This is a genomic window from Pseudomonas sp. PA-7-1E (genome assembly GCF_021605325.1).
In the GTDB taxonomy this organism is placed as follows: Bacteria; Pseudomonadota; Gammaproteobacteria; order Pseudomonadales; family Pseudomonadaceae; genus Aquipseudomonas; species Aquipseudomonas fluorescens_BV.
This window is the reverse complement of record NZ_WKFA01000011.1, coordinates 130,750-149,372: the sequence shown is the minus strand read 5'-3', so window position 1 is coordinate 149,372 and position 18,623 is coordinate 130,750. Positions and strand designations below refer to the sequence as shown.

Below are 18,623 nucleotides of genomic sequence, written 5' to 3'. Positions count from 1 at the left end.
ACCCATGCCCACCCGCCAAACCTACACCGTCCTCATCCCATTCCCCACCGGCAACGGCCATTGGTCTACCGCCGGTGAGGAGCTGGAACTGCTCGACGTCGAAGCATCCGCCCTGCGCACCGCTGGCCGCCTGGAACTGACCAGCGTCCTCAACTCCACCCCCAAGAAGGCTGAATAACCATGGCAGAAGTCCTGAACTTCGAGCACAACGGCATCACTGTGAATGCCACTGAATCCCCCGAGGCCATGGGTGGCCTTGGCGATAACGTCATTGGCCTGGTCGGCACTGCGCCGAATGCCCATGCTTCGATCCCGAAAAACGCGCCGTTTCGCATCAACAGCTTTACCACTCAGGCGTTGCTGGACCCTACCGGCACTGAGTCGGGAACCTTGTTCCAAGCGGTGTACCAGATCCTCAAAGTGGTGAAGGTGCCGGTCTATGTGGTCATCGTCGAAGAAGGCGCTACCCCGGCCGATACGATCAATAATGTGATCGGCGGCAACGACCCGGTCACCGGTCGCAAACTGGGCCTGGCGGCCCTGAGCAGCGTGCCTGAAGACCTGACCATCATCGGCGCTCCAGGCTTTACCGGCACCAAGGCTGTGGCTGGTGAGTTCGCCTCCTTCGGCAAGCGCATCAAGGCCCGTGTGGTACTGGATGGCAAGGACGCGTCCGTTGCCGACCAAGTGACCTACAGCGGCGAACTGGGCGGGGCCGACCTGGGCTTCGACCGTTGCCTGCTGGTGCACAACATGCCGTCGGTGTACTCCAAGGCCGCGAAGAAGAACGTGTTCCTGTCGCCATCCTCGCTGGCCATCGCCGCATTGGCCAAGGTCAAGCAGTGGGAAAGCCCAGGTAACCAGGTGACCTTCGCCGAGGACGTTTCCCGCGTGGTCGAGTACAACATCCTCGACACCTCCACCGAAGGCGACCTGCTCAACCGCTACGGCGTGAGCTACTACGCTCGCACCATCCTCGGCGGCTTCTCGCTGCTGGGTAACCGCTCCATCACCGGCAAGTTCATCAGCTACGTCGGCCTGGAAGATGCCATCAGCCGCAAGCTGGTCAAGGCCGGCCAGAAAGCCATGGCCAAGAACCTCACCAAGTCCTTCATGGATCAGGAGGTCAAGCGCATCAACGACTGGCTGCAAACCCTGGTGGCCGACGAAACCATTCCCGGCGGCAGCGTGTACCTGCACCCGGAACTGAACAGCGTCGAGAAGTACAAGAACGGCACCTGGTTCATCGTCATCGACTACGGCCGCTACGCGCCGAATGAACACATGGTTTATCAACTAAACGCCCGCGATGAAATCATCGAGCAGTTCCTGGAGGACGTTCTCTAATGTTTACCAACCGAGTCAGACAGGCCATTGCGGCCACCCTTCAAGGCCTGCCGTTGTCCGCAACCGTGGAAGAGTTCACCCCGCCGAAGATCGAGTTCGACATGGAGCCCATGTCCGGCGGGCGCTTTATTGCCGAGGAAATGGCCAAGAGCGGCAAGGTGCTCAATGCCAAGCTGGTGCTGCAAGGTGCCGGCCCGGAAATCATGCTGGCCCTGGGCGTGCGCACGGGCGACGACATCTTGCTGAACGTGCGTGAAGCCGGCCAAGACCAGGACGGCAAGACCTACTTCACCTACCACACCGTGGGCGGCAAGCTCAAATCCCTGGAGGAGGCGAAGCTGAAAATGGGCGACAAGGCCACCACCACGCTGGAACTGTCCTGCCGCACATACAACCGTCTGGAAAATGGCATTTCGGTGATCGACATCGATGTGCGCACCCAGAAGTTCGTGCTCAACGGCGTCGACATTCTTGGCGATGCCCGCCGCGCCGTGCTGATGCCTTAAGGGCCGGCGCAATCTGAAGCGAGCACGGTCAAGGTGGGAGCTGGCTTGCCTGCGATGCAGGCGACTCGGTATCCCTGGTGTATCGAGTGGATGCCATCGCAGGCAAGCCAGCTCCCACAGGGGCCATGCTCAGGTTTAGATTTTTCGCACTTTTCAATACCGTTCAACAAGGAATTGCCCCATGGCCTGGATGCCACCGTTGCACATCCTGCTGTCCCCGATCACCGCCGACACCGGTGCAATGATCGAGCAGGTTCAACTCAAACCGTTGTTCTACGCCGCGCAAAAAGACGCGCTGGCCCGGGCCGGTGATGACGAGGACGACCAGTTCTTCGAACTGGCGAAACTCGCCACCGGCCTGTCGGAAAAAGAGCTCGACCAACTCAAGCGCCCGGACTACGTAAGCATTGCGCAGTACGTACACGAAATGTCGACGCGCCCGGCCTCGTTCTTCCTGAACGAACAGGACGTGACGACCCACGACCAGCCTGTCCACCTGCTATTACCCCTGGAAGCCGCCGGCCGAACCCTGACCGAACTGCCCCTGGAAATGCCCGCCCTGCGCGCTACCAAGGTGATGAAAAAGCTAGCCACTAACAAAGAGCGTGCCGAGTTCATCACCGCCCATTGCACCGGCCTGATGATTCCCGATCTTGCCGGCCTGACCGTGCCCGACTGGACCGAGCTGCAGGAGCGCATCGACGATTTTTTAAACAAACCGGCGGACTTCTTTCGGAGCGCGACATCGAAGTGATCCTCGATGTAGTGCCGCTGGTTTACTCGGTAAACGAAGCGGAAATCCTCGATTGGGAAGCCGGCAAAGCATTGCGCCGCTACGACATCGCAATCAGTCGTCTTGGCGTCAAACAGGAGTAGAGCGCAATGGCAGATAGTAATCATGGAGCAGGGTCAGCCATTGCCAAGGACGGCGTGATGACTCAGGGCGCACTTCAGATGACAGGAATGCAGGCCAGTCTCAAACCTATCACCCAAGCGCTGCCGAGCCCGCTTGAGGTGGCACCGGGGAGTGCGGCGAGTTTGGCCCTGGCATTGGCCGATGCCAGCTTGCAGATCAAGCATCTGGCGGACGGGCAGGTACGGTTGGTCGATACGCTGGAGCTTTTCAACGTCTCATTGCTCAAAGTGATGGACGCCCGGCAAGCTCAAACTGCCGGGAGCGCAGAGGGTACGAAGACCGTCGCGGCTACAGACAAGCGCACACCCTCGCAGGCGCTGGACGCCGCGATGACCGATATTGATCAACTGTTGATGTTTGCCCGGCATGAGCGCAAGGCATTGCGTGAAGCCAACCTTGCCATGGCGTCCGAGCCGGTGGTGGCTGCCAGTGGTGCCAGTGCCGTCGACCTCGCGAAGGTCGAGTATGCCGCCGCCCGTTCCGGTATCGGCAGTGATCGCAAGGACGCATCGGGCAATATCGACCCCGTTGGGCGCCGGGCAGACCTGCAGCAGTTCGCTCGCGACGCTGCGATCCTGGCGACGGCGTTCAAGATCGACGTCAAAAATGCCGGCGAAATCATGGGCGGCTGGCGCGAGTCAATGCACCTTGATCGCACACAAGCCTTGGACCTTGCCGACGCAACAAACGTGCTGGGCACCCAGGTATCGCTCAAGGCCGAATCGGCGGATATCGGCGCTGTTGTGCAACTCCAGGGCGCTGCCGCGAAGGCTGCGGGCATGAGTCCCGAACAGGCTGCAGCGCTTTCGGCGGCGTTGTTGAGCGCAGGTAACAGCAAGGTTGTTGCTGGTGCCGGGCTGGAAAAAATCAGCGCCGTCCTGGCTAAAGGCGACAACGCCTCTGCAGGGCAACGCAGTGCCTGGGCAGAGCTCAAGCTTGATCCAAAAGTACTCGCGGCGGGCATGAAACAGGACGCCCCACAGGCCGTGCTTACGGTGCTGGAGGCGCTCAAGTCGCAACCTGCCGAAAGGCAGGCGGTGCTGGCGACGCAGTTGTTCGACGGCAACCAGACGATTCTGAGCCTGGTACCGGTGATCGACAGCGTGAAACAGGCCTTTTCGCTGGTCGCAGAAAAATCCACCTACGCCACTTCGACGCTGGGCGACCAAGGTTCGGTGCTGCGTTCGGCCGAGGTTCGTGCGGACTCTACTTACGCACGTCGGCAAGCCTACGAGGCCAGTACCACGCGCTTGAGCACTGCCTCTGATACAGCGCTGGACCCCGTTGTGGATGCCAAGCTGACCGCCATGAACGGCCTGGTCGGTGGCGTGGCTTGGCTCGCGGAGGGCCTGCCCAAGGCTGCCGCTGCCGTCACCCTGGCGGGGGCGGTGCTGATCCCGGTGGTTTCCGGTGTTTTCGGTGCCGTGAAGGACAAGATTTTCGAAAAGGTCGCAGGGAAAGTGCTCGGAGAGGGGCCGGCAGCAGGGAATAAAACCACACCGCCGGGCAGCCCGCGCAACGCCCCGAGTAATGACGGGCACAACGGTAATCGCCCGTCTTCTTCCGGCCCAGGCATCTCTGGCAAAGCGGCGAAGGTGAGCAAGCTGGCCAAAGGGGTCCCCCTGGGTTTGGTGGTGGCCCAGGCCGGTGTCGAGATGACGCAAGGCGCGATGACCGGAAACCTGGGTCAAGCGGTCGGCACTAGCGTGGGCTCCATCGGCGGCGGTGTTGCCGGCGGTGTCGTCGGTGATGTGGCCGGGATGGCGATAGGCCGAGCGGTCGGCACGCTGGCGGGAGCTGTTATCGGTTCGGTTGTTCCGGGTGCCGGCACAGTGTTGGGCGGTGTGATGGGCGGCGTCGCCGGGGGCGCAATCGGTAAGGTAGTCGGTGGCGCCGTGGGCACTTTCGTGGGCAGTGACGTCGGTGCGTGGCTGGCTGAAAAAGTGATGGGGACGGGCGATCGCCTGCCATCCCCCACGGAGGTCAGCAAAAACCTCAACGCCCCTCAGGCCGACAACCGCCAAATCAACTTCGCCCCGCAAATCACCATCACCGCGCCTGAGCAAGCCAGCCATCACCAGCTGGCGGCGCTCGTGGTGCAACAGATCGAAGCGCAATTTACCCCGCTGTCGATGGACAACCTGCTGGCGACCCGACGCGGCGCAGCACTCACCGATGGAGCTGTGTGATGCGACAACAGATGATCTTGGGTACTTTTATTTTCGGGCTGTCCCGTGGGTTCGCCTACGACACGCTTGATCGTGGTAGCAGCGGGGGCTGGGTCAGTCTCGACATCATTGCCGGCAAACCTAAATCCAGCCAGGTCGGCCAGGGGCTCGAAACGCTGGCATTGGGCGGCAAGGCTGCGCGTGCCAATGGCATGGCGCGCCTGGATGAGTTGCGCACCCTGCAGGCCCTGCGGGCGCCGTTGCCTTTGGTGGACGGGTTAGGGCGTAACTGGGGGCTATGGACCATCCAGTCGATCAGTGAAAAACAAGCCAGCGTGATCGACGACGGGACGGCCATGGTGATCAATTGGACATTGTTACTGAAGGAGTTCGTCAATGCGTAGGGTTCGAAGTATTGCCGGCGACTCGGTGAACCTGTTGCTCTACCGTGAACTGGGGCGCAGTGATGATGCCGCAGAAGAAGCGTTGTGGCGCTTGAACCCGGAGTTGGCCGAACAGGGCGCGGTACTGCCGGCGGGCGTCAGCGTGCTGGTGCCCGAATTGGACGCGCAACCAGTTGCGAGCCGGCCGGTTTCCGCCTGGGATTAAGGAGCCATCATGGCACTCGGATTTACACCTGTAGTGGAGCTATACGGAGCCAATGCCGCGTTATTCAACGAGAGGCTCTTGGAGTGGGAGCATACCGACGCAGCGGGGTTTGTATCTGATCAACTGAAGTTGACCCTCGATATCGAGGGGCTTGAAGGGCTGCCCGATCTGGGCGGCAAAATTGGCCTGCGTATTGGCTACCTGGAATCGGGCCTGGTGGATAAGGGCGTGTTCAAGATCACCCAGCGCACGCCGTCGATGTTCCCATTGCGACTGGTGCTGGTGGCCACGGCGGCACCGTTCGACGAGCACGAATTCAAACAGCGCCGCACCGCCAGCCATGGGCCGATAACCCTGGGTGCGCTGTTTCGCCAACTGACCACCCGATATGGTTTTTCACCGCGTGTGGCGCCTGAACTCGACAGTGAGCCGATCGCGCACATCGATCAGACCAATGAAAGCGACATGGCCTTTCTGACGCGCTTGGCCAAGCGCTTCGATGCGGTGGCCAAGCCTGTCGATGAGCTGTATGTACTGGGGCGCAAAGGCCAGATCAAGACGCTGTCGGGCAAGGCATTGCCGGATGTACGGTTGTCGATCACCCATGACAATCGTCCAGGTGACCGCGCGTTCATCAGCGCCAGTTTCACCGAGACCAGCCGTGCCAAATACAACGGTGCGCAAACGTCATGGTGGGACGCGGCAGCCGGAAAACAGCGTGTCGTCAAGGTGGGCATCGCACCCTTCAAAGTGGTGACACAGCGATACCAGAGCGAGGACGAAGCACGCTCGGCGGCGCAGGGAGAGATGCGGCGGGTGGGGCGCGAAGGGTTGCAGATCGATGTGGCCTGCCCGGGTAATCCTTCGCTGGCTGCTGAAGGCCTGTTGCTGCTGGATGAGTCGTGGCCGGGGTTCATGCAAGGGCGCTGGTCGATTAAAACGGTGAAATCCAAGGGCGAGCGAAAAGGTGGCTATCGGAGTACGGTCCAGGCCAGCGGTTTGTCGGTGTAGATCCTTCCTTAGAGTAAAACCCATGGTAATCACACATGCTCAGCTTCTGGGTGTAATGCCTGGAGCCCGCCTTCGCGCGGGCATTTTTTTAACCTTTCTAAATGCGGCCTTTGCGGGGCATCAGATCAATACGGCCCGTCGCGTCGCCGCCTTCCTCGCCCAAATCGGTCACGAGTCTGCCCAGTTACAGTACGTGCGCGAATTGGGTAGCGATCAATACCTGAGCAAGTACGACACCGGCAGCTTGGCCGCGCGGCTGGGCAACACCCCTGAGGCCGACGGTGATGGGCAAATGTATCGGGGCAGGGGGCTGATCCAGATCACCGGGCGCCGTAATTACATGGCGTGCAGCCAAGCTCTGTTTGGTGACGATCGTCTGCTGCGACACCCAAAATTGCTGGAGCAGCCACAGTGGGCCTGCGAATCCGCCGCCTGGTTCTGGCAAAGCAACGGCCTCAATGAGCTCGCCGACAAAGACCAGTTCACCACCATCACTCGCCGTATCAATGGTGGGCTCAACGGTCTGGACGATCGTTTGCGGTTGTGGGTGCGAGCGAAGGCGGTGCTATGCGTTTCCTAGGTGCGTTTCGCTTGGTCGGTGTGTGCCTGCTCATGGCGCTTGTTTGGCAGGTGCAGGCGTGGCGATACGGGGCGCAGTTGGAGCTGCAATCGGTCCGACATACACAGGCGCTCAGCCAACAAAGCCAGGCAATTCTTCAGCAACAACAGGCTGAACAGGCCAAACGCCTGGCCCTTGAACAGCAAATCTCTACTAGCGATCACCAACACATTCAGGAATTGAACGATGCCCTGCGTAATCAAGCGGCTCTGCGCGATCGCCTGGCCACTGCTGATGTGCGGCTGTCAGTCCTTCTCGCCACCGTCACCACTGGCTGCACAGTGCCTGCCGCCCCCAGCCCCGGCGGCGTGGTTCATGCAACCTCGCGAGCCCGACTTGACCCGGCGCATGCTCAGCGAATTATCCGCATCACCGACGACGGCGATAACGCCCTGATCGCCTTGCGTGCTTGCCAGGCCTACGTGCAGGCCGTCGCGCATTAGCGTCTTGATGCACTCTGTACCTTGCATGGTCGATGGGCTCCTGTAGGGTAGGCAAACCCCCGCCCATTCCTGGAGACGACCGTGAAGGAAATCACTCAACTGGCTGCCGAACTGGGGCGCCGTTTGCAGGTGCTCAGTGCCCACGTCACCACTGCCGAGTCCTGTACCGGCGGCGGCATCGCCGAAGCCATCACGCGGATCCCGGGCAGTTCGGCCTGGTTCGAGGCGGGCTATGTCACTTATTCCAACCGACAGAAGACCCGGCAGTTGAATGTGCCGGAAAAACTGTTCGCCAAAGTCGGGGCCGTCAGCCAGGAAGTGGTGGCGGCGATGGCCCGCGGCGCGCAGGAAAAAAGCCTGGCGCGGTTTGCCGTGGCGGTCAGCGGTGTTGCCGGCCCCGATGGCGGTTCGCCGGACAAGCCGGTGGGCACCGTTTGGCTGGCTTTTGCCGTGGGCGAAGAGGTGACGGCTGAGCTTGCGCACTTCACCGGCAACCGCGACGAGGTCCGCCGACAAACGGTAAAAGCCGCGCTGGAGGGCTTGTTGCGACGAGCTGCAGCAGAAATAGACAATCAGGGGTAGGCGATCTCGGATCTTTGTGGAACAATACTGTCTACTTATACAGGTGTTGGCCGTCAGGCCTTATTGATTACGTGAGGACTTTAATGGACGACAACAAGAAGAAAGCCTTGGCTGCGGCCCTGGGTCAGATCGAACGTCAATTCGGCAAGGGTGCCGTAATGCGTATGGGCGATCACGACCGTCAGGCGATCCCGGCTATTTCCACTGGCTCTCTGGGTCTGGACATCGCGCTCGGCATTGGCGGCCTGCCAAAAGGCCGTATCGTTGAAATCTACGGTCCTGAATCTTCCGGTAAAACCACCCTGACCCTGTCGGTGATTGCCCAGGCGCAGAAAATGGGCGCCACCTGTGCGTTCGTCGACGCCGAGCACGCCCTGGATCCTGAATACGCCGGCAAGCTGGGCGTCAACGTTGATGACCTGCTGGTTTCCCAGCCGGACACCGGCGAGCAAGCCCTGGAAATCACCGACATGCTGGTGCGCTCCAACGCCATCGACGTGATCGTGGTCGACTCCGTGGCTGCCCTGGTACCCAAGGCTGAAATCGAAGGCGAAATGGGCGACATGCACGTGGGCCTGCAAGCCCGCCTGATGTCCCAGGCGCTGCGTAAAATTACCGGTAACATCAAGAACGCCAACTGCCTGGTGATCTTCATCAACCAGATCCGTATGAAGATCGGCGTGATGTTCGGCAGCCCGGAAACCACCACCGGTGGTAACGCGCTGAAGTTCTACGCTTCGGTCCGTCTGGATATCCGCCGTACTGGCGCGGTGAAGGAAGGTGACGAGGTTGTTGGTAGCGAAACCCGCGTCAAGGTCGTGAAGAACAAAGTGGCGCCGCCATTCCGTCAGGCTGAGTTCCAGATTCTCTACGGTAAGGGTATCTACCTGAACGGCGAGATGATCGACCTGGGCGTACTGCACGGTTTCGTCGAGAAGTCCGGTGCCTGGTATGCCTACAACGGCAGCAAGATCGGTCAGGGCAAGGCCAACTCGGCCAAGTTCCTGGCGGATAACCCGGATATCGCTGCCACGCTTGAGAAGCAGATCCGCGACAAGCTGTTGACCGCAGCGCCGGACGTGAAAGCGGCTGCCAACCGCGAGCCGGTAGATGAAATGGAAGAAGCCGATACTGACGTCTGAAGCAAACGATGACTGTTGTACTGGATACACTCGTCGCCGTTCGGCGCACTGCAATGGACCTGCTCGCTCGCCGCGAGCATGGTCGAGTCGAGCTGACACGTAAGTTGCGTCAGCGCGGCGCAGAGCCTGAGATGATCGAAACAGCCCTCGACCGGTTGACGGAAGAAGGGCTGTTGTCGGAAGCCCGTTACCTCGAAAGCTTTGTGTCTTACCGCGCACGCTCCGGTTATGGACCTGCGCGGATTCGCGAAGAGTTGAGCCAGCGTGGACTGCAACGTGCCGATATTGACCTTGCGCTACGTGAGTGCGGTATCAGTTGGCAGTCGCAGTTGGAGGAAACCTGGCGTCGCAAGTTTGCTGGGCATCTTCCTATTGATGCCAAGGAGCGTGCGAAGCAAGGTCGCTTCTTGAGTTATCGCGGGTTTTCGATGGACATGATCAGCCGTTTATTGAGCGGTCGGGATATGGACGACTGAGCAAAAAACAAAAGGCCCACTATGAAAATAGTGGGCCTTTTGTTTTGCCTGCAAAAAATCACGCTGTTTCTGGTGTCATCCGTTGCTGTGCCTTGCCCTGGGCCTGTGCCCAGTTCTCCGGCAGGTTGATGTAATCCACCAACTCCCGCAATCGCCCCTGATCGCGACCGTTGAAATTGAACACCAAACGCGTCAAATGGCTGAACCTCGGTTCGTCATGGTCTTCGCCCGTATAGGCGAGTTGCTGGAACTCGCCACTGAGCCGCAGGCTGGCAAACGCTTGCTGCATATGGGCCAGGGCGCGGTCACTCAGGGGATGATTCATGCGCACCACAAACTCACGCTTAAGCCAACGGGTGGAGTGGAAGTTGGCGTAGAACTGGTTGATTTCGTCCACCGCCTCTTCGGCGCTGTAGACCAGGCGGACCAGTTTGAGGTCGGTGGGCAGGATGTAGCGATTGGCTTCCAGCTGGCTGCGGATGAAATTCAGGGCGCCTTGCCAGAATCCACCGCCCGGCGCATCCAGTAGCACTACCGGCACCAGCGGGCTCTTGCCGGTCTGGATCAGGGTCAGCACTTCCAATGCCTCGTCGAGGGTGCCGAAGCCGCCAGGGCACAACACCAGCGCGTCGGCTTCTTTGACGAAGAACAGCTTACGGGTAAAGAAGAAGTGGAATGACAGCAGGTTGTCGGTGCCATCAATGGTTGGGTTGGCATGCTGTTCAAAGGGCAGGGTGATATTGAACCCCAGGCTGTGCTCCAGGCCCGCGCCTTCGTGGGCTGCGGCCATGATCCCGCCACCGCCACCGGTGATGACCATCAGGTCGGAACGTGCCAACGCCGCACCCACCTCTCGGGCCAGCGCATACAGCGGGCTTTCCACTGGCGTACGCGCCGAGCCGAATACCGTGACTTTGCGCCGGCCCTTGAATTGTTCGAGCACCCGAAAGGCATGGTCCAGTTCGCGGATGGCACGCAGGGTGATCTTGGCGTTCCAGCGATCACGGTCGTCTTGGGCCATGCGCAGGACGGTGAGGATCATGTCTCGATAAAGAGGGATATTCGGGCTGTTGGGGGCGATCAACTGAATTTGTGCGTCGACCTGCTGAGTGAGGTCGGTCCCGTTTTCTTCAAAATGACGAAGCAGCAAATCATTCGATTCATAAGGCATTCAATTTCTCCTTCTTTACAGGGCCTGGGTAGTCGACGAGAACGTCGCCTGGGCCACGACACTGCTTGTGTCGCGGCATGCCGCAGGAGGGCAGGCCTTTTTTGTCCTGAAAATATGACAGAACAGCATTAAAAACTGTGGTGGGCGGGCATCTGGGATGAACTGATCATGGGCCGAAAAACCCTTGGCTGGCAACCGCTTATTGGGGGTTCATTACGCAGTTTAGTCGTTGGTGGCAAACGCAGAGGAAGCGTGCGCGCCGCTGGGAAGCAGCGCGGGAGGGTCAAGCAGAGGTTACTTTTTCTTTTTCGCCGGAGCCGGGCAATCGGCCTCTGCGAACTTGACGGAAGCCACCGGGCGATTGGTCTTGTTCTCGGTAATTTCGTAGCGCATCACTGCGCCCTTGGCCATCAGCTCGCGGTAGCCCGGGTTGGTGCACACACTGCGGCCCAGCTGGAAATACACAGCCTTGGGGTTGGCGCGCATCTGTTCGGCACGGTCAGGCAGCACGCTGAGGTGATCGATCAGTTGCATCCCTTCAACGGTGTAGGCGACTTCCAGGGTTTTTTCATCGATTTCCCGGGGCAGGTCCTTGTTGCTTTCGGCCGCGACGCTTTGCAGCTTCTTGTTCATTTGAGCCTCCAGCAGCGAGGCCGCGTGGGCGCCCATAGGCAAGACCAGCGCAAGGGCGACGGATGGGGCAACAAGGCGCAGCATGGAACGCAGCATGAAACTCTCCTGATTCGGTTACTGGTGCATAGACCAGCCACTGGGCTGTGCGTTCAGTGGCGCGCAATTATAGGTGAGCCCTTGCCACTACAGCCAGGCGTATCGCTGGTAAACTGCGGGACTTCTGTTTTTCACGAGTTTGTTCCGTGTCGATTTCTTCTACTGCGCCGCGTGCCCGATGAGTCACGCCGTCTCCCGTTTGCGTACCCAGCGTCTGGCGCGTGCCGTCAGGCCGTTTCTCAATCGGGGTTCCCGTGCTGAGCGCTGTCCCGGCTGTCGGGTCATTCCTGAGTACTGCCTGTGTGCCTGGCGGCCTCAGGTAAAAGCCAAGTCCGCCATGTGCCTATTGATGCATGACGTTGAACCGATGAAGCCCAGTAACACGGGCTGGCTGATCGCCGATGTCATACACGACACCACCGCATTCGCCTGGTCGCGTACCGAAGTCGACCCCGAGTTGCTCAGGTTGCTGGCCGACCCGCAGTGGCAACCCTACATCGTATTTCCCGGTGAATTCGTGGCGCCGCAACGGGTGGTCAGTGAAGTGCGCGTGGAGGAGGGCAAGCGCCCACTGTTCATCCTGCTGGACGGCACCTGGAGCGAAGCGCGCAAGATGTTTCGCAAAAGTCCCTATCTGGAACATTTGCCGGTGCTGAGCCTGGCGCCCGAGCAGTTGTCGCGTTACAAGCTACGGCGCTCCAAGCGCGATGACCATTTCTGCACGGCCGAGGTGGCGGCGCTATGCCTGGAACTGGCCGAGGACCTGGCCGCCAGCGAAGTGCTGGATGCCTACCTCGATGTGTTCAGCACCCATTACCTGGCTGCCAAGTTCCAACTGCCACTGGATGCGGCAGACACCGTGCATACCCGCCTTGCACCCTACATCCCGGCGGTATAGCCAGACGACGTTTGCATGATGGCACTGTAAGCCCGCAACCCGCTAAAATCCCCACGGGCGTAGTGCTTGACCCTCCAGGCTACGCTGGGCATGCTGTGCGCCGATTGGGCGCAACCGTGAATTATCGACGTCGTTTCATGTGTTTTTGACGTTGAGCGGGCCCTGTGGCGATCGCTGCCCGGCCGTCGCCTCGTGTATTGGTGAACCCTGAACCCATCAGGGCTCCCATAAAAAACAGGATCATTTAACCAATGGCCACATACGAAATCCTGATTGCCGATGACCACCCGCTGTTTCGCAGCGCACTGCATCAGGCCGTAACCCTGGGCCTTGGCCCCGATGTACGTTTGGTCGAAGTAGCCAGCATTGCCGAACTGGAAGCCCGCCTGACTGAAAAATCCGACTGGGACCTGGTGTTGCTCGACCTGAACATGCCGGGCGCCTACGGTTTTTCAGGGCTGGTGCTGCTGCGTGGCCAATACCCGCAGATCCCCGTGGTGATGGTGTCGGCCCAGGAAGAAGCCGACGTGGTGGTGCGCTCCAAGGAGTTTGGCGCCAGCGGTTTCATTCCCAAGTCCAGCGCGATGGAAGATATCCAGAAAGCCGTGCGCACGGTGTTGGACGGCGATGTGTCCTGGCCACCCCAGGCGTTTGAAGAAATCAATGTGTCCGACGAAGCCAAGGCTGCCCGCGATGGACTGGCCAGCTTGACGCCCCAGCAGTTCCGGGTATTGACCATGGTTTGCGAAGGTTTGTTGAACAAGCAGATTGCCTACGAGTTGAGTGTGTCGGAAGCGACCATCAAGGCCCACGTTACGGCGATTTTCCGTAAGTTGGGCGTGCGTACGCGCACTCAGGCGGCGTTGCTTTTGCAGCAACTTGAGTCAATCTCGCAACATTAAGTTACAGCCGCTTCACGCTTTTTTGACTTTGCGTGATCTAGCTTCCCCACTTCTTTGGTTCAGTTGCCTACATCTATGTCGCCTTTCAAGGGTCAAACCGGTATCAAACGTATCTTCAACGCAGGGGGCTATTCCCTGGATGGCCTGCGTGCGGCTTTCACTGGCGAGGCGGCATTCCGCCAGTTGGTGTTGCTGAACGTCATCCTGATCCCCTTGAGCTTTTTCCTGCAGGTCAGCCGGGTTGAACGGGCGCTGCTGATTGCAGTGTGTTTGTTGGCGCTGATCGTCGAATTGCTCAACTCAGCGGTAGAAGCGGCCATTGACCGTATTTCCCTGGACCGCCACCCGCTGTCAAAAAACGCCAAGGACATGGGCAGCGCCGCGCAATTCGTGGCACTGACCATGATCACCCTGGTATGGGCGGTGATCCTGATCTGAGTATCACGCGATACTCGGCAGTACGATCTCGTCGCTGCGCTGCACCCCAGCGGTGAAAGCGCGGCATAGTTCGAGAAACTCGCGCATCGCCGAGGTCTGGTACTTCTGCTTGTGCCAGATGAAGTAGAACTGCCGGGCCAGGTCCAGGTCCGGGGTTTCTACCGGCACCAGGCTGCCACGGCGGAAGGCATCACGCAGCGCCAGCCGCGAAATGCAGCCAATCCCCAAGCCTGACTCCACAGCTCGCTTGATTGCCTCGGTGTGTTCCAACTCCAGGCGGATATTCAGTGCGCTACGGTGGTGACGCATAGCCTGGTCGAAGGTCAGGCGCGTGCCCGAGCCTTGTTCTCGCAGGATCCACGCTTCGTGGGTCAACTCGTCCATGGTGGCCACGCCACGCTTGGCCAAATGATGCTGGGGCGCACAGAACACCACCAGCTCATCTTCTACCCACGTCTGCACCTCGATATCCGGGTGGCTGCAGTCGCCTTCGATTAGACCCAGGTCAATTTCGTAGTGCGCCACCTGATGCACGATATGCGCAGTGTTCTGCACATGCAGTTTCACCTGGCTCTCGGGATGCTGCTGCATAAAGCTGCCAATCAGCAGCGTCGCCAGGTAATTGCCGATGGTCAGCGTGGCGCCGACCGCCAGGGAACCGAAGCCGGACTTGCCGTTGAGCAGGTCTTCGATCTCCTTGGCTTGGTCCAGCAATGCCACGGCCTGGGGTAACAGCTGGTGACCGAGGGCGTTGAGGCTCAGGCGTTTGCCGGCGCGGTCGAATAATTGGCAGCTGGATTGACGCTCCAGCTCGGTAATCGAGGTGCTGGCGGCGGATTGAGATAAGGCCAGAAGGCCAGCAGCGCGCGAGACGCTTTCCTGCTGGGCGACGGCGACGAAAACTTGCAGTTGACGGAGAGTAAATCGCATATCGATATAACCGATAACCCTTATCTTAATAATCCAGTTAACAGATATTGTCGCCGCCATTAGAATGCTGTGCAATTGCGCATCCATACCTTTGGCGCAGACCCATTTCCAGGAGTCCCCCGTACATGAGCAACATGAACCACGAGCGTGTCCTCAGTGTTCATCACTGGAACGACACTCTGTTCAGCTTCAAGTGCACCCGCGATCCGGGCCTGCGCTTCGAGAACGGTCAGTTCGTGATGATCGGCCTGCAACAACCCAACGGCCGCCCGCTCATGCGCGCTTACTCCATTGCCAGCCCGAACTGGGAAGAGCATCTGGAGTTCTTCAGCATCAAGGTGCCCGATGGCCCGCTGACTTCCCAATTGCAGCATTTGAAGGAAGGCGACGAGATCATCATCAGCAAAAAACCGACGGGCACTCTGGTGCTTGACGATTTGAAGCCGGGCAAACACCTGTACCTGCTCAGCACCGGTACTGGCCTCGCTCCATTCATGAGCGTGATCCAGGACCCGGAGACCTATGAGCGTTTCGAAAAAGTGATCCTGTGCCACGGCGTGCGCTACGTCAACGAAGTCGCCTACCGCGAATTCATCACCGAGCACCTGCCGCAGAACGAGTTCTTCGGTGAGGCCCTGCGTGACAAGTTGATCTACTACCCGACCGTGACCCGCGAGCCGTTCGAAAACGAAGGCCGCCTGACCGACCTGATGCGCAGCGGCAAGCTGTTCAGCGACATCGGCCTGCCGCCAATCAATCCCGAGGACGACCGCGCCATGCTGTGCGGCAGCCCAAGCATGTTGGACGAGACCAGCGAAGTGTTGAACAGCTTTGGCCTCAAGGTTTCGCCACGGATGCGTGAGCCGGGTGACTACCTGATCGAGCGTGCGTTCGTCGAGAAGTGACTTCGGGTCACTTGTAGGAGCGAGCTTGCTCGCGAAGAACGCCAACGATAACGCTGGCATCTTGACTGAACGCGGTGCCTGCTCGTTTTTCGCGAGCAAGCTCGCTCCTACAGTCGAATGCGTTGCAAAGAAAAGCCCGCCTTGCCTGTGAAGGCAGCGCGGGCTTTTGCGTTTCTGCGATTTACTGCGCCGAAACCACTTCCAGCACACAAATCATCCCCGGCTCCGGGTAGTGCCAGCGCACATCCACATCCCAGAACCGCACACCGTATTCGCGTTCCGACGTCGGAATCTGATACGCCGGCCGCGGGTCCTGTGCCAGGCACTGTTCAATCAGCTCCACCAACGGTTCACCAAGGCGCTGTGCATGGCCTTGCGCCTGTTGCAGTGCAGCCTTGAGCCATTGCACGCCGATCAGCGCGGGCGCATCGCTGGCGATGTCGTTGGTGGCGGCATCCACGATATCGGCATAAGGCACATACGGCTTGATATCCAACACCGGCGTGCCATCGAGCAAATCTATGCCGGAAATCCACAGGCGCCCCGGTTCCACCTTGTCCAGCTTCACCACCGACTGGCCGATGCCATTGGGGCGATGGGTTGCGCGGGTGGCAAACACGCCCATGGACGTATTGCCGCCCAGGCGTGGCGGGCGCACTTTCAGGCGTGGCTTGTCTTCCAGGGCCTGATGAAACAGAAACAGCAGCCACACATGGCTGACCTGCTCCAGCCCCTGCACCGCCTCACCCTGGTCGAACGGCGCCACCAGCTCCAGCACGCCACGGGCAGCCGGTGCCAGTTGCGGTTGGCGCGGGATGGCGAACTTCTCCTTGAAACAGGAGCGTACGAAGCCGACGGGCGAGACCTGGTAACTCATGGCTTAGGCACGGACCCGCAAGGTCAGGCCCTTGAGGAAGTTGCGCAGCAACTGATCGCCACAGGTGCGGTAGTTGGTATGACCAAACTTGCGGAACAGCGCGCTCAGCTCTGGCTTGGACACCGGGAACTCCGCCGCCTTGAGGATTGCATGCATGTCGTCTTCCTTCAGTTCGAAGGCCACGCGCAGCTTTTTCAGGATGATGTTGTTGGTCACCGGGGTTTCGATCGGCTGCGGCGGGCGGCTTTCGTCCTTGCCGCGCTTGAAAATCACCAAGCCATCGAGGAAGTGAGCCATGACTTCATCCGGGCAGAACACGAAGCCTTCTTCCTCATCTTTCTTGAGGTAGGTCAGCAGGTCTTCCTTGGTCACGTCCATGCCGCCGAGCTTGATGATCTCGACCATCTTGTTGTCGCTGATGTCGAGCATGTAGCGCACGCTGCGCAGTACGTCGTTGTGAATCATGATGGGCAATCCTGGTATTCAACTGATGACACCGCCGGAATCAGGCGGTGTCGGGAAAAGGGAACGGCTTAAAACTTTTCTTTGCCGGACAGGTAACGCCATTGGCCGACTGGCACCTTGCCAATGGACACGCCGCCGATGCGGATGCGGCGGATGGCGATGACTTTCAGGCCAACGGCTTCGCAGAACAGCGCGATCACGCCGGGTTGCGGGTTTTTCATCGCAAAGCGCAGGCGGTTCTCGTTCTGCCAGCTGGCTTTGACGGCAGGCAGCTCTTTGCCTTTGTAGGTCAGGCCGTGGTTCAAGCGGTTAAGGCCGTGGGCAACCATGTCGCCTTCGACTTCCACCACGTATTCCTGCTCGATCTTGGCGGCATCGGCGGTCAACTTGCGCAGAATCTTCCAGTCTTGGGTGAACACTAGCAGGCCACTGGCCTTGGCTTGCAGGTCGGCGCTGGCGCTCAGGCGCAGAAAGTGCCCCTTGAGCGGGCGCTTGCCGAAGCGGTGCTCTTCAGAAAGGGTTTCGGCGCTGATCGAGGCCATGGCGGTTTCAGCATCCATGCCTGCGGGGGCGTGCATCAGGATGGTCACCGGCTCTGGCGCGGTGGCTTTAGCTTCCGGGTCCAGCTCGACCTTCTCGTCAGTGACCTTGAACTGCGGCTCGTCGATCACTTCGCCGTCCACCGAGACCCAGCCGCCTTCGATAAACAACTCAGCCTCCCGACGGGAGCAACCGACCAGTTCGATAAGGCGTTTGGAGAGGCGTATGGGGTCAGTCATGACAAGGGCCGTAACAAAAGGGGGCCACTATTGTACCTGCCTGGCGCCGGTTAATCCCGGCCCCATTTCAGCACATGGGCCATAACAATTACTTAACTGACACAACACGGGTTAAATGTGGGAGCTGGCTTGCCTGCGATGGCGGTATACCAGCACCGGATGGGTAGACTGACCCGACGCCTTCGCAGGCAAGCCAGCTCCCACAGTTCAGGCATTACGGGCCTGTTGCTGCTGGCGCAGACGCAGGTGCAACAACGGATAAGGCTGCCCAAGCCCATCATGGTCCGTTCGCCCGATCACCTCGAAGCCTTGCTTGAGGTAAAAACCCAGGGCCTGGGGGTTCTGTTCGTTGACGTCCAGTTCATCGGCGTTCATGTGTTCGATCGCGTAGCCCAGCAATTGCCGGCCCAGCCCCTGGCCACGGTAGCGCGGGTCGATAAACAGCATTTCCACCTTGCCCGCCGACACCCCGGCGAAGCCGGTAATGTGCTGGCGCACGTCCTTGGTGCAGATCAGCATGACCGCATCGAGATAGCGGCTCAGCACCAGGTTTTTCAACATGTCGATATAGCTGTCCGGGAGGAAGTCGTGGGTGGCGCGTACCGAGTCCTCCCAGATCTGCACCAGGCGTGCGTAGTCGCTGGTTTTAGGTGTGTGAATCACCGAATGCTGACGCATGCCCGCTGTCCCTTGCTGTATTCGGGGTTGAT

At 59.7% G+C, this 18,623-nt stretch carries 24 protein-coding genes; 17 read left to right on the top strand and 7 right to left on the bottom strand.

Annotated elements, in window-relative coordinates; all coding sequences use genetic code 11:
- The first annotated feature begins 180 nt into the window (after positions 1–180).
- The 13 genes from GIW79_RS10355 to recX all read left to right on the top strand — a co-directional run bounded on the left by GIW79_RS10355 (position 181) and on the right by recX (position 9,819).
- Positions 181–1,347: a tail protein gene (locus tag GIW79_RS10355; protein WP_032877508.1), complete on the top strand. Its 1,167-nt coding sequence runs from the start codon at positions 181–183 to the stop codon at positions 1,345–1,347.
- Complete coding sequence (locus GIW79_RS10350; protein WP_054897092.1) at positions 1,347–1,853, top strand: phage major tail tube protein; 507 nt, start codon at positions 1,347–1,349, stop codon at positions 1,851–1,853. Before GIW79_RS10355 ends, GIW79_RS10350 begins: the two co-directional genes overlap by 1 nt.
- A 181-nt stretch (positions 1,854–2,034) precedes the next feature.
- Positions 2,035–2,607, top strand: coding sequence for a phage tail assembly protein (locus tag GIW79_RS10345; protein WP_054897093.1), 573 nt, complete (start codon positions 2,035–2,037; stop codon positions 2,605–2,607).
- Positions 2,604–2,729: a hypothetical protein gene (locus tag GIW79_RS29600; RefSeq protein ID WP_014717169.1), complete on the top strand. Its 126-nt coding sequence runs from the start codon at positions 2,604–2,606 to the stop codon at positions 2,727–2,729. The genes GIW79_RS10345 and GIW79_RS29600 overlap by 4 nt, the downstream gene beginning before the upstream one ends.
- Positions 2,730–2,735: 6 nt before the next feature.
- The gene (locus GIW79_RS10340) at positions 2,736–4,958 is read left to right on the top strand and encodes a phage tail tape measure protein (RefSeq protein WP_236453156.1); all 2,223 of its coding nucleotides are present in this window, start codon (positions 2,736–2,738) and stop codon (positions 4,956–4,958) included.
- Complete coding sequence (locus GIW79_RS10335) at positions 4,958–5,341, top strand: phage tail protein (protein WP_236453154.1); 384 nt, start codon at positions 4,958–4,960, stop codon at positions 5,339–5,341. Before GIW79_RS10340 ends, GIW79_RS10335 begins: the two co-directional genes overlap by 1 nt.
- A complete protein-coding gene (locus tag GIW79_RS10330) occupies positions 5,334–5,546 on the top strand; it encodes a tail protein X (RefSeq protein ID WP_014717172.1) in 213 nt (70 codons plus the stop codon). Before GIW79_RS10335 ends, GIW79_RS10330 begins: the two co-directional genes overlap by 8 nt.
- A gap of 9 nt (positions 5,547–5,555) precedes the next feature.
- Positions 5,556–6,557, top strand: coding sequence for a contractile injection system protein, VgrG/Pvc8 family (locus tag GIW79_RS10325; RefSeq protein WP_236453151.1), 1,002 nt, complete (start codon positions 5,556–5,558; stop codon positions 6,555–6,557).
- A 22-nt stretch (positions 6,558–6,579) separates the two neighbouring features.
- Positions 6,580–7,137 carry a glycoside hydrolase family 19 protein gene (locus GIW79_RS10320; RefSeq protein WP_197900806.1) on the top strand — a complete coding sequence of 186 codons (558 nt, stop codon included), beginning with the start codon at positions 6,580–6,582 and terminating at the stop codon, positions 7,135–7,137.
- Complete coding sequence (locus GIW79_RS10315) at positions 7,125–7,619, top strand: lysis system i-spanin subunit Rz (RefSeq protein WP_034126487.1); 495 nt, start codon at positions 7,125–7,127, stop codon at positions 7,617–7,619. Before GIW79_RS10320 ends, GIW79_RS10315 begins: the two co-directional genes overlap by 13 nt.
- 81 nt (positions 7,620–7,700) lie before the next feature.
- Positions 7,701–8,201, top strand: coding sequence for a CinA family protein (locus tag GIW79_RS10310; RefSeq protein ID WP_236453149.1), 501 nt, complete (start codon positions 7,701–7,703; stop codon positions 8,199–8,201).
- Positions 8,202–8,284: 83 nt separating this feature from the next.
- Positions 8,285–9,343 (top strand): recombinase RecA, encoded by a 1,059-nt coding sequence (recA, locus tag GIW79_RS10305; RefSeq protein ID WP_014717176.1) that lies wholly within the window; start codon positions 8,285–8,287, stop codon positions 9,341–9,343.
- 8 nt (positions 9,344–9,351) lie between these two features.
- On the top strand, positions 9,352–9,819 hold the full coding sequence (recX, locus tag GIW79_RS10300; protein ID WP_034126489.1) for a recombination regulator RecX: 468 nt from the start codon (positions 9,352–9,354) through the stop codon (positions 9,817–9,819).
- Positions 9,820–9,877: 58 nt separating this feature from the next.
- On the opposite strand, the gene GIW79_RS10295 is transcribed toward recX, so the two are convergent.
- Together GIW79_RS10295 and GIW79_RS10290 are read right to left on the bottom strand one after the other, a co-directional pair.
- Positions 9,878–10,990: a TIGR00730 family Rossman fold protein gene (locus tag GIW79_RS10295; RefSeq protein ID WP_236453144.1), complete on the bottom strand. Its 1,113-nt coding sequence runs from the start codon at positions 10,988–10,990 to the stop codon at positions 9,878–9,880.
- Between the two features lie 294 nt (positions 10,991–11,284).
- On the bottom strand, positions 11,285–11,719 hold the full coding sequence (locus tag GIW79_RS10290) for a PA3611 family quorum-sensing-regulated virulence factor (RefSeq protein WP_034126491.1): 435 nt from the start codon (positions 11,717–11,719) through the stop codon (positions 11,285–11,287).
- 178 nt (positions 11,720–11,897) lie between these two features.
- Between GIW79_RS10290 and GIW79_RS10285 the strand changes: the two genes are divergently transcribed.
- The 3 genes from GIW79_RS10285 to GIW79_RS10275 all read left to right on the top strand — a co-directional run bounded on the left by GIW79_RS10285 (position 11,898) and on the right by GIW79_RS10275 (position 13,957).
- The gene (locus GIW79_RS10285; RefSeq protein ID WP_072447646.1) at positions 11,898–12,617 is read left to right on the top strand and encodes a tRNA-uridine aminocarboxypropyltransferase; all 720 of its coding nucleotides are present in this window, start codon (positions 11,898–11,900) and stop codon (positions 12,615–12,617) included.
- Positions 12,618–12,868: 251 nt separating this feature from the next.
- Positions 12,869–13,519, top strand: a complete 651-nt coding sequence (gene erdR, locus GIW79_RS10280) for a response regulator transcription factor ErdR (RefSeq protein ID WP_003189050.1) — start codon at positions 12,869–12,871, stop codon at positions 13,517–13,519.
- 75 nt (positions 13,520–13,594) lie between these two features.
- Positions 13,595–13,957 (top strand): diacylglycerol kinase, encoded by a 363-nt coding sequence (locus GIW79_RS10275; RefSeq protein ID WP_003189051.1) that lies wholly within the window; start codon positions 13,595–13,597, stop codon positions 13,955–13,957.
- Positions 13,958–13,960: 3 nt separating this feature from the next.
- Here the strand turns inward: GIW79_RS10275 and GIW79_RS10270 are convergent, their stop codons facing one another.
- Positions 13,961–14,887, bottom strand: a complete 927-nt coding sequence (locus tag GIW79_RS10270; RefSeq protein WP_003189054.1) for a LysR family transcriptional regulator — start codon at positions 14,885–14,887, stop codon at positions 13,961–13,963.
- Between the two features lie 125 nt (positions 14,888–15,012).
- Here GIW79_RS10270 and fpr point away from each other — a divergent pair, with 125 nt between their 5' ends.
- Entirely contained in the window at positions 15,013–15,792 is a 780-nt protein-coding gene (fpr, locus tag GIW79_RS10265; RefSeq protein ID WP_003189055.1) for a ferredoxin-NADP reductase, read from the top strand.
- Positions 15,793–15,973: 181 nt separating this feature from the next.
- On the opposite strand, the gene tsaA is transcribed toward fpr, so the two are convergent.
- The 4 genes from tsaA to GIW79_RS10245 form a co-directional block, all read right to left on the bottom strand.
- The gene (gene tsaA, locus GIW79_RS10260; protein ID WP_054897101.1) at positions 15,974–16,669 is read right to left on the bottom strand and encodes a tRNA (N6-threonylcarbamoyladenosine(37)-N6)-methyltransferase TrmO; all 696 of its coding nucleotides are present in this window, start codon (positions 16,667–16,669) and stop codon (positions 15,974–15,976) included.
- 3 nt (positions 16,670–16,672) lie between these two features.
- Positions 16,673–17,134 (bottom strand): DUF1456 family protein, encoded by a 462-nt coding sequence (locus GIW79_RS10255; RefSeq protein ID WP_005785469.1) that lies wholly within the window; start codon positions 17,132–17,134, stop codon positions 16,673–16,675.
- Positions 17,135–17,202: 68 nt separating this feature from the next.
- A complete protein-coding gene (locus GIW79_RS10250) occupies positions 17,203–17,913 on the bottom strand; it encodes an rRNA pseudouridine synthase (protein WP_014717183.1) in 711 nt (236 codons plus the stop codon).
- Between the two features lie 207 nt (positions 17,914–18,120).
- Complete coding sequence (locus GIW79_RS10245; RefSeq protein WP_072447648.1) at positions 18,121–18,591, bottom strand: GNAT family N-acetyltransferase; 471 nt, start codon at positions 18,589–18,591, stop codon at positions 18,121–18,123.
- Positions 18,592–18,623 lie beyond the last annotated feature (32 nt).

Coding starts and splice junctions, on each gene's coding strand:
- GIW79_RS10255 (WP_005785469.1), bottom strand. CDS start 17,134: ATGATTCACAACGACGTACTGCGCAGCGTGCGCTACATGCTCGACATC.
- recX (WP_034126489.1), top strand. CDS start 9,352: ATGACTGTTGTACTGGATACACTCGTCGCCGTTCGGCGCACTGCAATG.
- GIW79_RS10345 (WP_054897093.1), top strand. CDS start 2,035: ATGGCCTGGATGCCACCGTTGCACATCCTGCTGTCCCCGATCACCGCC.
- GIW79_RS10340 (WP_236453156.1), top strand. CDS start 2,736: ATGGCAGATAGTAATCATGGAGCAGGGTCAGCCATTGCCAAGGACGGC.
- GIW79_RS10350 (WP_054897092.1), top strand. CDS start 1,347: ATGTTTACCAACCGAGTCAGACAGGCCATTGCGGCCACCCTTCAAGGC.
- GIW79_RS10335 (WP_236453154.1), top strand. CDS start 4,958: ATGCGACAACAGATGATCTTGGGTACTTTTATTTTCGGGCTGTCCCGT.
- GIW79_RS10315 (WP_034126487.1), top strand. CDS start 7,125: ATGCGTTTCCTAGGTGCGTTTCGCTTGGTCGGTGTGTGCCTGCTCATG.
- GIW79_RS10285 (WP_072447646.1), top strand. CDS start 11,898: ATGAGTCACGCCGTCTCCCGTTTGCGTACCCAGCGTCTGGCGCGTGCC.
- GIW79_RS10325 (WP_236453151.1), top strand. CDS start 5,556: ATGGCACTCGGATTTACACCTGTAGTGGAGCTATACGGAGCCAATGCC.
- fpr (WP_003189055.1), top strand. CDS start 15,013: ATGAGCAACATGAACCACGAGCGTGTCCTCAGTGTTCATCACTGGAAC.
- GIW79_RS10290 (WP_034126491.1), bottom strand. CDS start 11,719: ATGCTGCGTTCCATGCTGCGCCTTGTTGCCCCATCCGTCGCCCTTGCG.
- GIW79_RS10275 (WP_003189051.1), top strand. CDS start 13,595: ATGTCGCCTTTCAAGGGTCAAACCGGTATCAAACGTATCTTCAACGCA.
- recA (WP_014717176.1), top strand. CDS start 8,285: ATGGACGACAACAAGAAGAAAGCCTTGGCTGCGGCCCTGGGTCAGATC.
- GIW79_RS10355 (WP_032877508.1), top strand. CDS start 181: ATGGCAGAAGTCCTGAACTTCGAGCACAACGGCATCACTGTGAATGCC.
- GIW79_RS10245 (WP_072447648.1), bottom strand. CDS start 18,591: ATGCGTCAGCATTCGGTGATTCACACACCTAAAACCAGCGACTACGCA.
- tsaA (WP_054897101.1), bottom strand. CDS start 16,669: ATGAGTTACCAGGTCTCGCCCGTCGGCTTCGTACGCTCCTGTTTCAAG.
- GIW79_RS10295 (WP_236453144.1), bottom strand. CDS start 10,990: ATGCCTTATGAATCGAATGATTTGCTGCTTCGTCATTTTGAAGAAAAC.
- GIW79_RS10250 (WP_014717183.1), bottom strand. CDS start 17,913: ATGACTGACCCCATACGCCTCTCCAAACGCCTTATCGAACTGGTCGGT.
- GIW79_RS10270 (WP_003189054.1), bottom strand. CDS start 14,887: ATGCGATTTACTCTCCGTCAACTGCAAGTTTTCGTCGCCGTCGCCCAG.
- GIW79_RS10320 (WP_197900806.1), top strand. CDS start 6,580: ATGGTAATCACACATGCTCAGCTTCTGGGTGTAATGCCTGGAGCCCGC.
- erdR (WP_003189050.1), top strand. CDS start 12,869: ATGGCCACATACGAAATCCTGATTGCCGATGACCACCCGCTGTTTCGC.
- GIW79_RS10330 (WP_014717172.1), top strand. CDS start 5,334: ATGCGTAGGGTTCGAAGTATTGCCGGCGACTCGGTGAACCTGTTGCTC.